Below are 12,430 nucleotides of genomic sequence, written 5' to 3'. Positions count from 1 at the left end.
GAAAAAGCTGAGCTCAATAGGTCCCACTTTACAACGAAGCAATAGATCGTTTTTAGTTCGTTGCTTGAAGTGTTTCCTGTCATTTTTTGGCAGCTCTAAAGGGACAATTGGGTGTTTCATCATAAAAAATCCTCCAATCTTCTGTTGAATACAGTATAACTGGAGGACTGGAGGAATGATATACACCTTGTTATTGGGCGCTTACAAAAGAACTCTCAAAAACTGTAGGCGCATATCAAGTCTTCATCAGGAACCGAGTTACGTCTATTCCAAGGGGTCTCCTCGCAACTAGCACAAATGATTTTGGAGAAAATTTAATATGCTAGTCGATTTTACTAGAGTGAAAAATATATTTATCGTTTGTGTAAGAACAGATATGCGAAAAGGCATTGATGGTTTAGCTAGTATCATTCAATATGAATACGATATGGATTTGTACGATAATGCCATTTTCTTGTTTTGCGGTGGAAAATCCAATCGTTTCAAAGCACTTTATTGGGATGGAGATGGATTCATACTATTATACAAACGAATAAACGATGGAAAATTAAAATGGCTGTGAAAATAAAAAGAGATAATTATGGGAAGAAAGAATTGGTTATTCTACAAGAATGGAAAAGGTGCAAGGGCGAATGCAATCTACCAATCACTAATTATGACCGCAGAAGTGAATGATCTAAGTCCGTGGAAATATTTGGAATGGTTGCTTACAGAAATAAGCGAGTTGGAAGCGCAAAGTGAATGGTGCAAAAGCTTACGATGTAAACATTGAACTTTTCTAAAAAATATGGTATTATTCAATTGTCTACGGAAACGTAAGTTCGTAGAAACGGTTGTTTAACCAGTCAAGTATTACTAACGTAATAACGCGTGGTATATAATTGCTAAGTGATTGAAATAATACACTTACAGTTGTGCTAATGATTGTGACGATAACGGTATTTTGCATTAATACCAATCTCCTTTCTAAACAGAGACTGGACACAACTCTATTATAACATAAAGAGTTATGTATTCGGAACTTACTATCAACAAAAATTCCTACGGTGGGAAGATAGTATTTATACCGGAAGGCAGGAAGGAGTGCAAAATAGGGTCCGAACCTAATCTCCTTTCCGCTCACTTATAGAGGTGAAACATGGAAAAATTAGAAGAAATTTATCCGATGAAATCTTATCTGCATTTTGATAAACTAATTAGATATTCAAAAGTCCAAAGCAATGTTGAAAATCCAGAATGGGTGTCTCGACATGCTTTTTTGCCATTCATAAAGTTTAAATTGGAATTTTGTAAAATAAAGGGAGTAGTTGATAGGAAACCTGATATAAAGAGCAAAGAAAGAGAGATTATGTATGCGAGTCATATCGATAACTATATTTATAAATATTATTCTGAAAAGCTAAATGAAAAATATAATCAATTTTGTGCAGAGAATGAAATTGATGAATGCGTTATAGCTTATCGAAACAATAAAAATGGTTGTTGCAATATTGATTTTGCTGCTGAAATTATTAATAAAATTGTAGAATATGAATCAGCATATATTCTTATTGGTGATTTTAAAAGCTATTTTGATGAAATAAATCATGCTATTTTGAAAAAGAATCTACGTACTGTGCTGAAGGTAGATACTTTATCAAAAGACTGGTATCAAGTTTATAAAACAATTACGCATTATGGGTATTACAAGAAGGAGAGTATTGATCAGTATTGTCAACCGAAGAAAGGTCAATGTAGTTATTTTAAAAATATTTATGAATTTAGAAAATTTCAGAAGATGAACCAAACAGCAAAAAATATCGATAAAAAAGGTATTCCGCAAGGTTCAGCGATAAGTGCAGTTTTAGCTAACGTGTTTGCTATAAATTTAGATATTAGGTTACAGCATATCGCGGAATCTTATGGAGGATGCTATAGACGATATTCGGATGATTATATTCTTGTGTTACCCAAAGATAGTTGTTCAGCAAAAGAAGTGAAGGAGATTAATGCTAAAATCATTAATCTATCAAAAGCATGTCATGTAACTATTCAAGAAGAAAAAACGGGAATGTATGTTTATGAAAATAAAGAAATGAGATTATTATCTTCTAATAGATCGAAACCATTGAATTACTTAGGCTTTATTTTTGATGGTAAGAATGTTTCTATGCGTGGTAAGAGTGTATTTAAATTCTATCGTAATGCAAAAAAATTAATAAAAAAGTCTAAAAAGATTGCTAAAAGAAAATATATAAAGATATTGAGCAGCAAAAATCAAAAGTCCTATAAAGGAAGTAATCTTATTAAATATATGCCTTATAAGACGCAAATTTATGCTCTATATACAGATTTAGGTCCAATTTATCATAGTAGAATTGAGTTTGAGAAAAGACGCGGGAAAAGCAGTTTTATTGATTATGCTAAACGTTGTCAAAGAATTTTTGAACAAAAGTGTCCGAATACTAATAATTTGATGATGAACCAGATAAGAAATAGGAAACGAATTATCGAGTCTAATTTAGGTTACCAGTTGCATGTTAGAATTTGACATAAATTTATGAATCGCTTGGACAAAATGTGTTAGATATCACTTGTAAAATTAAATATAAAATACTATATTAAGTTAAATTTATGTTTTAGAGGTTTTGTTAAAGTGTTATTTTAGTTTTATCATTGATAACGATGATAAAAAATAGTTAACGTAAAATTTAATCAAAACAACTTTCCATTCTTTTAAATTTTTGTTAGAATAATTAACACAACTAATTCTGAAATAGAATAGTGTTGACACTTAATCTTAGATAAAATGCAAGATTATAGTATTGTATACATTGTATTATTAATGGTAATATTAACTTATACAGATTAATTGTTATAAGCATCTATGAAGCGTGAGATAAATTGAATGAATGGTGGCGAGTCCTGATGGAAAATAATAAGTTAAACATTTTGAATAGATTTTTCACTCGTAATATGATTCGTCATTTTTTGGAAGGTGAAACGGATACAATATATTCTTCAGTAGTGAGAAAATATACAAGTAATACTAATCAAAAAAATAATCAAGAGTTAATTGCTGAAGTATACAATGTATTGAAAAAGAGTTATAGAAATGAGTATTTTTATAAAAATACTTTATTAAATAAATTGCTTTTAGGAGTGCATAGTGTTAATACAACAACTGCTTTAACAGAAATTTCAATTGCTAAATCTAAGGCTGATTTTGTTTTAATAAATGGAAAGGCAATTACATATGAGATAAAGACGGAGTTAGACAATTTAGAAAGATTAAATTCTCAAATAAACGATTATTATAAAGCGTTTGATCATGTAGCTGTAGTTACATATGAGAATAATCTTCAACAGCTTAATGAAGTTTTAAATTGTATTGATAAGCCTGTGGGAATCTATATATTAAGAAGAAATGGAAGATTAGGAATGATTCGTAGGCCGGAAAGGTATTGCGCTGATTTGGACAATAATGTTATGTTTAAGTTGTTGAGAAAAACTGAATATGAGTATATATTAATGAAAAAATATGGATATTTACCAAATGTTACACAATTTAAATATTATTCCGAATGCAAAAAACTATTTTTACAGATACCAATAGAGGAATCTTATTCTCTTGTTTTGAATGTTTTAAAGAAAAGAACATCTTTAGAAAAAAAAGAATTTATCAACATTCCTTATGAATTGAAATTTTTGGCCTATTTTATGGAGTTAAATTCTGAAGATTATCAAAAACTAAATTTATTTTTAGAAAGTAGCTACGGGGGTGTATAATATGTATTTTCCTTATTTGAGAGGTAGAAAGTATGAATTAATCGCGTTACGTGAATTAGTTGAAAAAAACTTATTGAGTAATAATGTAGTTCCCATTATTGAGCCAGTAAGATTATCTAATACGCTTATTAAGACGATTGAAACTTATAGTCTCAGTAATAGACGATTAGGAATTATCACTAATCCACAAGTTGGAAGTTTTATTAGAGAAATGCATGAAGAAAGAAATCAGCCATTAAAAAATTTATTATCTGAAAAGTTAAATGAAAATAGTGATAATATTATTTTTTTTAATTATTTACAAAGTGAGTCTAATTCGAAAATTTTTCTTAGTAGAGATTTCCACAATATGGGCACGATTTGTACTAACAGAGATTTAATCTCTGTTTATGAGAGTTGCTTTTCTGACAAAAACGTTAATTATAATTTGATCTTAGATGAAAACGGTTTTAGAAGGAGAGTGAAGGAAAATCGTGTACTTCTAGATGATAAATTTAATAAGCAAGCTAGAAATAACGATTATATTGAAGTAGATGATGAACCTTTTTCTGAAGATCATTTGTATTATTTAGCTGACGGATATGTTGGATTTTCTGATTATTCTATCGTTGGGAATAACTATAATGAAACAGGATTTGCACCATACACTGTTGCAATACATATTGTTTATTTTGATGATAAGGATAATAGCTTACGTGTAAAGCATTTTGTTTCTGATTCAAATGAGGATATAAGTGATCCTGCGGGAAAATTTCATGAAGCCTTAAGAAAATTAGTAATTTGGAATACTGAAAGAAAACTTCCAACTACGGCAATGCGAGATTTTATCGACTTGTTTAATAGAGAAGCCTATCCTGGATTAGGCACAGTAAAAAAATTATCAATTATGCATCATTTAGAGTTAGTAGGAAAATATTTAGACAGTTAGACAGGAAGTAGCTTATGATAATTTGTGAAAAATGCTTTTGTGATACTGAAATTATTTCTGTTATCTGTAACAAGAATATAAAAGGTGATTGTCCGATTTGTAAGAGTAAAAATGTTTATATATATGACACATGTAAATGTGACGATTTAAACATTATGTTTGATGAATTGATAAGTATTTATACACCCGTTTCTTTGTTGCCTGAATCCTATCCTAGAGAAGATACACGATTATTGAAAGAGGATTTGATAAAAAACTGGAATATTTTTAATAAAAAAATGAAGCGGAAGTATATAATATATTAAAAGCAATCTGCAAAGATAAATATGAATTAAACAATGAAGTGTTTGACCAGCCTGTTGGGATAAAGGAACTATATGATAAAGAATATTTATCAAATCATTCTCTATTAATAACTAATTCTTGGGAAGATTTTGTACAGGCTTTAAAGACTAAGAATCGTTTTCATACACATTATTTAGATTTAAATTTACTAGAGAGGTATTGCTCATTTGTCCGCAAAAGTTATAATGCAGGAAAGATTTTCTACAGATGTATAATTTCAACAGAGAAGGGTATTCCAATTGATGAAATGGGCGCTCCACCAGTAGAATTAACTGCAGATGGTAGAGCAAATTCGAAGGGAATTAGGTGTTTGTATCTTGGGGATAGTGCAGATACTACTATATATGAAGTAAGAGCTGGCGCTTACGATTATGTGACAGTTGGAAAATTTAAGTTAAAAAACGATATTATTGTAGTTGATTTGAAGAAAATCAATCAAATAAGCCCATTTATTGAAGGTATAGGTTGTTTAGAATATGCGGTTAATAAGGAATATTTAAATAAAATAAATGATGAGATGGATAAAATTACTAGGAAAAGTGATAGTGATCTCGACTATATTTCAACTCAATATATAACTGATTTTATTAAAAGTATTACTCATGATAATGTTCAAGAATATGCAGGTATAGAGTACAATAGTGTAATGAATAGTGGAGGTTATAATTTAGCGCTTTTTAATCCTGATATATGTGAATGTATAGATACTCAGATATATAGAATAGATACGATTGATTATAAAAAAGTCCTGTAAGTAATTGAATCATATTTCTTCAAGCAGACAATTAAATGGTAAGTATTCTTCTTTTTGAAGTAGAATTAATACTTTGTTGTACGGATAAATCCGACTTTATATTTTTTCTTACTCTTTCTCAGAACAGTGTTGATAGCGAGTAATAATTTTTACAGTAAGTATTTCTAACTCTTTTCCTTCTGAGAGCTACTATTCCAAATATTTTCTTGGCCTAAAAATATTCAACTCTGCGATAATTATGAATATTTGGAAGATTGTATTTTACTTTGTTCCACTCTTTTTCGTGATTTGAATGTAATTAATTCTTTATTCATATGATAACTCCTTAATGTGCACAGCTATAAAATCTTTGATAATGATTGAGAGAATACCTGTTCTCTATTAGCAAATATCAAAAGCGCGTATGAAATAAAATGCACATGGTATCAATTAGTGATGAAATATCCCGGATAGGAGAATATATTTAAGTCGAGTAATGGGAATTTTTTATTCTACGAGGAGTGAATGAATATGTCAGAAGTGAAATATAAACGCAAGACTAAAGAGAGTAAGCCTGTAGTTGCTATCTGTTATGATTTTGATAAGACTTTATCACCTGATGACATGCAAGCGCAAGGATATATACAGAGTGTTGGTCACAACGTTAATGAGTTTTGGAAAGAGTCGAATGCACGTGCTGCAAAAATGAAATGGATCAAAATCTTGCATATATGTTCACAATGAAAGAAAAATCTGAAGGTAAAGTGCTTTTTACAAAAGAACAATTAGCAGATTATGGTGCATCTGTTAAGTTATTTCCTGGTGTGGAACAATGGTTTAAACGGATTAGAGATTATGGAAAGAAATAGGGAGTCATTGTCGAACATTATATTATTTCTTCCGGTTTAAAAGAAATGATTGAAGGGACCTCTGTTGCAAAAATGGTGCATTTGAGAAAATTTATGCCAGTTCTTTTTATTATAATGTAAATAATGTAGCAGTATGGCCAGCCCAAGTTGTTAATTATACGAATAAAACTCAATTTTTATTTAGAATTGAAAAAGGTGTACTTGATATTAATGATCCTGGTGTGAATGATGCATTTCCTCCAGATATGAGTAGAGTACCTTTTCGAAATATGATTTATATTGGTGATAGTGATACAGATATTCCATGTATGAAACTTGTTAATTCACACGGTGGACATTCTATTGGTGTATATAATGGTGTTACAAAAGACAAGGCTAAAGTTTACCAAATGATGAAAGATAATCGAATAAAATATTTTGCAGCTGCTGACTACAATGAAGGAACTGATTTAGATAAACTCGTTAAAAAGATTATTCATCGTACAGCAGCAAATGAAGAACTAGAAACATGGCATTATGAAAATGAAAAAGAAGTATTGAATAGTAGTTTGTTGTAGAGGTTAACTGATAATTATTAATATTATAGGAAGAAAATATTATGACTAAAAATGTTTTGAGATTATTTTGTGAAAAATCAGTATATAATGAAAAACTAAAGGAACATACATATATTCTTGCATTTTATGAAGATGATGATTTGGTGCAGTTTAGTAATCTATATAATTTACAAATTGTTGAAGATAGTTTTTTTATTGAATTAAAATCTGTAAAAATTGAAAAAAATTTAGGATTTAAAAAAAGTTTCTGGTATGAGATTCCAGTTGACTTTTTTTTAGAAAATAACTTTATTATTACAGAAAATATTGAAAATAACAATCAAGCAATTTGTTGCTGTTTTCAATATAATAGTACCGAATTATTAATCGTAAATAATTATCTAATTAATCAAGATTCATTTAATCGGGATTTGTATTATTCTGATGATACTAATTTCATTAATATTAATTATGAGGATAATAATGGTTTACATATAAATACTGAACTTGAAGAACAAATAGCTAAACTAGAAGTGTTGAATGTAGGCGTTGGAAATTGGAATAGATTTTCGTATAAAGATATAGAAATTAATTTTGATTTTGGAGCAGAAATGTATTTTTCTGAAAATGATGTGACTAAAATTATTAATAGTAATAAAGTTAACGCTAATATTCAAAAAAGATTCTTTATACTTAGTCATTTCGATTACGATCATTACAGATGCATGCTCAATTCTAACTTTGATTTTAATAGAATATTAAAAGTTTATATTCCATCTAAACTTCAAAAAACGAAAGCTTGTACAAAGTTAATTAATATACTTTCTAAACGAATTGGACAGAATAAAGTAGAAAAATTAATTTTAAATCAATCAATAAATAAAAAAATATATTTGGAGAAGAGTAATCGGCATATAAATTTTGAACTAATAAAGGCTGAAATTTATAAATCGACACTTTGCTATAAATCAAATAACAGATGTCTTGTTCTAGTTTTAACTTTTTGTAATAAGAAAATAATTTTCTCTGGAGATATTAGTTATAAATATCTTGTTGATATGTTGCTAAAATATGAGAATGATGAAAGTAAATTATTCTTGATTGCCCCACATCATTTAGGTAAAGATACTGGATTTAGCAATTATGTTTCGAAATTAACGCTTGAAGAGGTATTTGCATCAACTAAATCAGGGGTTTATTCGAAAATTCCACAACAAAACATACATGACTATTTTAATAATTCGTTAAATTGTAAGGAATTTTATTGCACGGATATTACAGTATGTAATTTAGGAAAACACAATATTGAAAGAGTATTTTTCATTTATTGATATTAATGTATTACATACTTATGAATTATTTGTATGAAATCAAACTTTGGCTTCTTACATTTATACATTCATAAATATGAAAATGTTAACGTGACATCGTTATGGGGGAGAATGTATTGGAAAAAGAGTTTTACTTTAAATCTTCAAGAAAAGAATTTTATATAAAGAGCGAGAATAATGATGTATCTTTTTATAAAAATGAAGAAAAATTGAATTTTGATGTAGCAGATACTTCTGGTGGAGAAAATTTTTTAGAATTTAAAAAAATAATTCAATTAGAAGTTAGTAATATTGTTAATACAAAATTTGATAGTATTATCTTATTGGCAGGTGCAGGTGCATCAGTTGTGATATCTAATGGTAATAAAATTGATAAAAATTATGGAAAAACAGTAAAAATGATTTCGGAAATAGCATATAACTATTTTAAGAACAACAGCAATAGTAGTAATATCTATACTTTTGAAGAATTAGCAAATAAGATGCACTATCCTAAAGTAATTTCTGAAGATGGTATAGTATTATCCGAAGATTTTAACTTAGAAGATTTCTTATCAAAGTTAATAAGCTATTCTCAATTTGTTATTAGTGGGAAGAAGAAATATAATAATTCGATAAATGAATTATTAAAAATAATTAAAGAAAATACGGATTATGACTATAATAGTGATGTATTTAAACATGGAGCGTTATTGAATATATTATCAAGGAAAGTAACGTCTACAAATAAATTTTCTATAGTAACAACAAATTATGATACACTTTTTGAAGAAGCAGCCGAGTCGTTAAATTATACAATATTTGATGGCTTTACTTTTCAGTATAGTCCACGATTTTCAAGTGATATTTTTGACTGGAATATTGTTAAAAATATTCCTAATGTTAAAACAAATGAATTAGTTTACTATAAAAAAGTCTTTAATTTAATAAAGATTCATGGGTCAATAAATTGGAAAAGAGCTAAAAATGGATATATATACCGTAAAGGAAAAAAAGAATTCATTAATTTAGAAGAAAGTGTAATGATTTTTCCAAGTGCAGATAAGTATGCTCAAACTTATCAAGAGCCATATTTTGAATTATTTACAAAATTTCAAGAGTTGGTGCGTAAACCAAACTCGCTATTAATTACAACAGGATTTAGTTTTTCAGATAATCATATCACCAAAATTATCACTCAAGCAATTACAGATAATAATAGTTTAACAGTATTAATTTCTGATTTTAATATCTCTCAGCAATCAGAAAATTGGAAAAAATTAGAAAGACTAATGAATGAACATTACCCAGTATACTTTTTAAAAGCAACTTTAAATGGCGATTTAACAGAATATTTAGGTGGTAAATATGAGAATTGAAGATTATTTTGAAGATTTTGATAAAAGTTATTATTATCTTGGCGTAATTTCTCAAGTATATAGAACTAATGCGATTATCCAAGTTGAAAACTTAACACTAATGAATTTTAAACGAATAAATTGTGAAATTTTTTCTCCAAATACAATAAATTTTTATGTACTAATAGAATCTAGTAATGGAATTTATTTTGGTGAAATTTTTCAATCAAAAGTATCGAATGAGGCAAGCGTTCATAAAATGTTAAACTCTGGGCAAAATGAGAAAATATTCCCGGAGTTAGGTGTTGAAATTTTAGGATATATGCCATTGGATGAAAAATTTTTTTGTTTACCAGGTACTAATACTGTTGGGATTACTGATAAAGTTTACATAGCAAATGAAAAGATTATAACTGATTATGTTTCATCAGTTGAAGTTAGAAGACATTCAGAAGAAAAACTTCCATCTTTTGCAAAGTTATGTATAAATTCACAACAGTATCCTATATATTTACAACCTAGAACACTTTTCGATAGACATTTAATGGCCATAGGAACAACAAATAGTGGTAAATCTACTAGTGCATTGTCTATTCTAGATAATCTAATTAGTAGTAATATAAAGGTATTAATTATTGATCCAACTGGAGAATATAAAGAGGCATTCAATGATGAAGAAGTAGACAAGTATAATCTGGGAAGTGACGCTTTTTTATCAGTATCTAAATTATCTTTTCAACATTGGGCGATTTTATTCGAAATAAATGAGGGCACACAACCTGCAATTCTTTTTGAGGCAATAAAATCACTTCGTTATCAAAAGAAAATAGGGAAAGCAGGTCCATATGAAAAATATGGAAACCGTGTAATAAATATTCTGGGAGAATTAAATGAATTAACTCCTGAGGATACAGATTTTGATTTAAGTTTATTAAGTAAGCAGATAGAAAATGAAGCTGTAATAGAGGAAAAAGGAAAATATAAAAAGGATAATTTTAAATTTGGAATAAATCAGTATTTAATACAAAAAGTGAATTATATATTGGAGAATACTAGTTTTACTAATTTTTTCAACTCCAACGAAAAAGATATTATCAAAGTAATAGAAGAATTTATAATTAATTCAAAAAAATCTTTGTATATTAATACTTCGGCAATAGGATATTCAGATGGAATTGGTGGTATGATAATTGATTTAATTTCAAATTATATTTTAAACAAATCAGATCAGATATCTAGACCTTTTGTTATATTTATTGATGAAGTTCATCGCTATACAACATCAAAATCAATTAATGGATTATCATACTATTCCGGACTAACAAATATAGCTAGAGAGGGAAGAAAAAAAGGTATATTTTTATTTTTAACAACTCAAAATCCAAATGATGTAGATAAGGTACTACTCGGACAAGTAGGTTCACTGTTAATTCATCGCCTAACTTCAGTAGATGAATTGAAAGTAATTAGTAATTATCTATCAGAGCAGCAATTAAAACAAGTAAAAAATCTCAATACTGGAGAAGCAATTTTTACAAGTGTAAATTTATTAAAAGATTTATATCTGAAAATAGATAAATGTGATAGAAAGCATCACAACAACACCCCTAGTCTGTGGGGAATGTAGATTGTACATTTTGACTGTTAATAAACATTTCTATGATATGCATTACATAACATGAAGGTAGTATAAAGCTATCAAAATTTGAATGAGGTCAGTCATAAATTGTTCCAGTAAAGATTACTGACAACGAGAAAAATCGTAAAAATGAAGATACGCATAAAAAGAGTCCTCAAAAATTGTGTGTACATATTAAGACTTCATCAGGAACCGAGGTACGTCTATTCTAAAGGGTCTCTAAGCAACTAGCACAAATGATTTTGGAGAAAATTTAATATGCTAGTCGATTTTACTAAGGTGACAAATATCTTTATCGTTTGCGGAAGAACAGATACGCGAAAAGGAATTGATGGTTTAGCTAGTATCGTTCAATATGAATACGATATGGATTTGTACGATAATGCCATTTTCTTGTTTTGCGGTGGAAAATCCAATCGTTTCAAAGCACTCTATTGGGATGGAGATGGATTCATACTATTATACAAGCGAATAAATGATGGAAAATTAAAGTGGCCACGAAAATCAGAGGAAATCATGAAACTAAGTAACCAACAACTGCGGTGGCTATTAGAAGGGTTAAGTATCATCCAGCCAAATGCAGTGAAAAAGGTATAAAAACAACATTCTAAAAACATAAAATCAGGGAGAAAGATAGGATGATGGGAGTATGCCAATAGCCTGAATGCTATTTAACTTGATAGCATTCGGGCTATTTGACATACTGCAGTTTCATATTTTACGAGCACCTTACATCGCTTTAATACCAGTAATAATCGCTTCCTTCTTTTTTCAATGCCTTTAATTTATCTTCTTTTGAAATTTTGTGATTTCGATGACCTAATAAGGAATCTTCGTAAGCGTCCAATAACAAGGTGTATCGCATCTATCTAGTCCTCCAGTTATACTGTATTCAAACAGAAGATTGGAGGTTTTTTATGATGAAACAACCCATTGTCCCTCTA

At 28.7% G+C, this 12,430-nt stretch carries 10 protein-coding genes and 1 pseudogene; 10 read left to right on the top strand and 1 reads right to left on the bottom strand.

Features of this window, described 5'->3' with window-relative positions:
* Positions 1 to 319: 319 nt before the first annotated feature.
* From tnpB (ACTQZM_RS10660) to tnpB (ACTQZM_RS10615), 10 genes and pseudogenes are all read left to right on the top strand, one after another.
* Positions 320 to 562 (top strand): IS66 family insertion sequence element accessory protein TnpB, encoded by a 243-nt coding sequence (tnpB, locus tag ACTQZM_RS10660; protein ID WP_441653748.1) that lies wholly within the window; start codon positions 320 to 322, stop codon positions 560 to 562.
* 576 nt (positions 563 to 1,138) lie between these two features.
* Positions 1,139 to 2,530, top strand: a complete 1,392-nt coding sequence (locus tag ACTQZM_RS10655) for a reverse transcriptase domain-containing protein (protein WP_441653747.1) — start codon at positions 1,139 to 1,141, stop codon at positions 2,528 to 2,530.
* A 377-nt stretch (positions 2,531 to 2,907) separates the two neighbouring features.
* Complete coding sequence (locus ACTQZM_RS10650; protein WP_441653746.1) at positions 2,908 to 3,768, top strand: sce7726 family protein; 861 nt, start codon at positions 2,908 to 2,910, stop codon at positions 3,766 to 3,768.
* 1 nt (position 3,769) lies between these two features.
* Positions 3,770 to 4,696 (top strand): sce7725 family protein, encoded by a 927-nt coding sequence (locus tag ACTQZM_RS10645; protein ID WP_441653745.1) that lies wholly within the window; start codon positions 3,770 to 3,772, stop codon positions 4,694 to 4,696.
* 343 nt (positions 4,697 to 5,039) lie between these two features.
* Positions 5,040 to 5,795 carry an RES family NAD+ phosphorylase gene (locus tag ACTQZM_RS10640; RefSeq protein ID WP_441653744.1) on the top strand — a complete coding sequence of 252 codons (756 nt, stop codon included), beginning with the start codon at positions 5,040 to 5,042 and terminating at the stop codon, positions 5,793 to 5,795.
* A gap of 510 nt (positions 5,796 to 6,305) precedes the next feature.
* A pseudogene (locus ACTQZM_RS10635) lies at positions 6,306 to 7,185 on the top strand (HAD family hydrolase); the annotation flags it as partial.
* A 56-nt stretch (positions 7,186 to 7,241) separates the two neighbouring features.
* On the top strand, positions 7,242 to 8,510 hold the full coding sequence (locus tag ACTQZM_RS10630; RefSeq protein WP_441653743.1) for a hypothetical protein: 1,269 nt from the start codon (positions 7,242 to 7,244) through the stop codon (positions 8,508 to 8,510).
* A gap of 116 nt (positions 8,511 to 8,626) precedes the next feature.
* Entirely contained in the window at positions 8,627 to 9,868 is a 1,242-nt protein-coding gene (locus ACTQZM_RS10625; RefSeq protein ID WP_441653742.1) for an SIR2 family protein, read from the top strand.
* Positions 9,858 to 11,474 (top strand): ATP-binding protein, encoded by a 1,617-nt coding sequence (locus ACTQZM_RS10620; protein ID WP_441653741.1) that lies wholly within the window; start codon positions 9,858 to 9,860, stop codon positions 11,472 to 11,474. The genes ACTQZM_RS10625 and ACTQZM_RS10620 overlap by 11 nt, the downstream gene beginning before the upstream one ends.
* A 270-nt stretch (positions 11,475 to 11,744) precedes the next feature.
* On the top strand, positions 11,745 to 12,083 hold the full coding sequence (gene tnpB / locus ACTQZM_RS10615) for an IS66 family insertion sequence element accessory protein TnpB (RefSeq protein WP_441653740.1): 339 nt from the start codon (positions 11,745 to 11,747) through the stop codon (positions 12,081 to 12,083).
* A 142-nt stretch (positions 12,084 to 12,225) separates the two neighbouring features.
* Here tnpB (ACTQZM_RS10615) and ACTQZM_RS10610 read toward each other — a convergent pair whose 3' ends face one another.
* Positions 12,226 to 12,351 carry a hypothetical protein gene (locus ACTQZM_RS10610; RefSeq protein WP_441653739.1) on the bottom strand — a complete coding sequence of 42 codons (126 nt, stop codon included), beginning with the start codon at positions 12,349 to 12,351 and terminating at the stop codon, positions 12,226 to 12,228.
* Positions 12,352 to 12,430 lie beyond the last annotated feature (79 nt).

The sequence above is a fragment of the Enterococcus cecorum genome, from assembly GCF_052119425.1.
GTDB lineage: Bacteria > Bacillota > Bacilli > Lactobacillales > Enterococcaceae > Enterococcus_E > Enterococcus_E cecorum_C.
This window is presented reverse-complemented; position numbering and strand designations above follow the sequence as displayed.

Coding starts and splice junctions, on each gene's coding strand:
- ACTQZM_RS10630 (WP_441653743.1), top strand. CDS start 7,242: ATGACTAAAAATGTTTTGAGATTATTTTGTGAAAAATCAGTATATAAT.
- tnpB (WP_441653740.1), top strand. CDS start 11,745: ATGCTAGTCGATTTTACTAAGGTGACAAATATCTTTATCGTTTGCGGA.
- ACTQZM_RS10655 (WP_441653747.1), top strand. CDS start 1,139: ATGGAAAAATTAGAAGAAATTTATCCGATGAAATCTTATCTGCATTTT.
- ACTQZM_RS10610 (WP_441653739.1), bottom strand. CDS start 12,351: ATGCGATACACCTTGTTATTGGACGCTTACGAAGATTCCTTATTAGGT.
- tnpB (WP_441653748.1), top strand. CDS start 320: ATGCTAGTCGATTTTACTAGAGTGAAAAATATATTTATCGTTTGTGTA.
- ACTQZM_RS10620 (WP_441653741.1), top strand. CDS start 9,858: ATGAGAATTGAAGATTATTTTGAAGATTTTGATAAAAGTTATTATTAT.
- ACTQZM_RS10650 (WP_441653746.1), top strand. CDS start 2,908: ATGGAAAATAATAAGTTAAACATTTTGAATAGATTTTTCACTCGTAAT.
- ACTQZM_RS10645 (WP_441653745.1), top strand. CDS start 3,770: ATGTATTTTCCTTATTTGAGAGGTAGAAAGTATGAATTAATCGCGTTA.